2 protein-coding genes are annotated in these 1,802 nt (G+C 68.7%); both read right to left on the reverse strand.

What is annotated here, in order from left to right:
- Positions 1 to 209: 209 nt before the first annotated feature.
- The gene (locus ACRDUX_RS01895; RefSeq protein WP_526410470.1) at positions 210 to 1,196 is read right to left on the reverse strand and encodes an LLM class F420-dependent oxidoreductase; all 987 of its coding nucleotides are present in this window, start codon (positions 1,194 to 1,196) and stop codon (positions 210 to 212) included.
- A gap of 67 nt (positions 1,197 to 1,263) precedes the next feature.
- Positions 1,264 to 1,802, reverse strand: a 539-nt coding sequence (locus ACRDUX_RS01900; RefSeq protein ID WP_526410471.1) for an HNH endonuclease signature motif containing protein, incomplete at its 5' end; no start/stop codon positions are given.

The following is a 1,802-nucleotide window of genomic DNA, read 5'->3' on the forward strand; positions in this document are numbered from 1 at the left end:
CCTCTACGTACCCGGGCTCAAACTGCACATCGAGAACGCCATCGGCTACGGCGCCACTGCGAGCGAGATCCTCGAGGTGATGGAGATCGCGAGCGTCATCGGCATCCACGCCGCCACGACGGCCGTACCGATCCTGGTGGAGGAAGCCCGCGCGGCCGGCCTGGAGCTAGGAAACTGACCATGCCGGATGCTCCCTTCGTGACCGCCCCCTAGGAAGCCGCCGAGCGCAGCTTCGCCAGCAGCGGTCCGGCGGCTTCCGCCAAGAAGCGGTCCTGGCTCTGGTCGCCGATCTGGATCAGCGCGATGTCGGTGAACCCCGCCTTCCAGTACTCGCTGACGGCCTCCACGATGGCGTCCAGGTCGGGCCCGCACGGAATGGACGACGCGACGTCTTCCTTGCGGACGAACTGGGTGGCAGCCGCGAAGCCAGCCGTCGTCGGCAGGTCGGCGTTCACGGACCAGCCGCCCGCGAACCACCGGAACTGCTCGTGGGCACGCTCGACTGCCGCATCCTCGTCGGTGTCCCAGGAGATCGGGATCTGGCCGATGACCCGCGAGTCGCCGGGCAGGCCGGTGCCCTTGCGCGCCGCGTGCCACCCGTCGACCAGGTCCTTGTCGGGTTCGACGGCGATGAGGTGATCGACCAGTGGCGAGAAGGTCTGCACCGAACGTTCCCCCGACACCGCCGCCGCGATCGCGACGGGCACCTCGGGCACATCCCACAGCCGCGCGGAGTCGACCTCGAAGTAGTCGCCCTTCCAGTCCACCACCTCGCCGGTGAACAGCTCGCGGATGATCTGGACGGCTTCGCGCAGCATCTCCTGACGTCGCGCGACCGTCGGCCATCCCCGACCGACGACGTGCTCGTTGAGGTTCTCGCCGCTGCCGACCCCGAGGGTGAACCTGCCGTCGGCGAGGATCTGCAGGGTGGCGGCCTGTTGCGCCACGACCGCCGGGTGATAGCGGATGGTCGGGCAGGTCACGTAGGTGAAGAGCTCGACGCGCTCCGTCGCATGCGCCACCGCGCCGAGCATCGTCCAGGCGTTCGGCGCGTGCCCCTGCGCGGCGAGCCACGGCGAGTAGTGGTCGCTGCTCACCTCGAAGTCGAAACCAGCGCGCTCGGCCGAAACCGCGTACTCCACAAGCTGTTTCGGGCCGCTCTGCTCCGTCATCAAGGTGTAGCCAAACCGCGTCATGACAGACGGGTACCCGCAGCCTCTCGGCGGAAACTCTTCCTTGGCTCGCGGCTACGGTGTCGAGCCGTTAGTTGTTCGTCGGTGGTGGTTGCGGTTGGAAGGGTTGGTACCACCACCAGTCGGCGCGTTCGCCGGTCGGTCCCCGATAGTGGGCGACCGCGGGCGGGGGTTGCGTGGGTGGGCGGGCCAACGATCCCGCACTCAGTGCTCGGCCGAGGCTGTCGGTGACGACGAGGTGGTGGGCGGGTCCGGTGATGGTGAGGCCGCCCCGATGATGCAGCCGGTGGTGATAGGGGCAGACCAGCACCAGGTTGTCCAGCTCGGTGGGCCCGCCGTCCTCCCAGGCCCGGATGTGGTGGGCATGCAGACCGCGGGTGGCCCCACAACCGGGAACCACGCAGCAGCGGTCGCGGTGCTCCAACGCACGGCGCAACCGGCGGCTGATCTGGCGGGTGGCCCGCCCCGACCCGATGACCTGACCGTGGCGTTCGAACCAGACCTCGCAGTCGGCGTCGCAGAGCAGGTAGCGGCGGTCGTTCTCGGACAGGAATGGTCCCAGATGTAGAGCGGCGTTGCGGTTCTCGACGTCGAGGTGGACCACCACGG

This window comes from Mycobacterium sp. (assembly GCF_050701675.1).
Lineage (GTDB): Bacteria > Actinomycetota > Actinomycetes > Mycobacteriales > Mycobacteriaceae > Mycobacterium.

Coding starts and splice junctions, on each gene's coding strand:
- ACRDUX_RS01895 (WP_526410470.1), bottom strand. CDS start 1,196: ATGACGCGGTTTGGCTACACCTTGATGACGGAGCAGAGCGGCCCGAAA.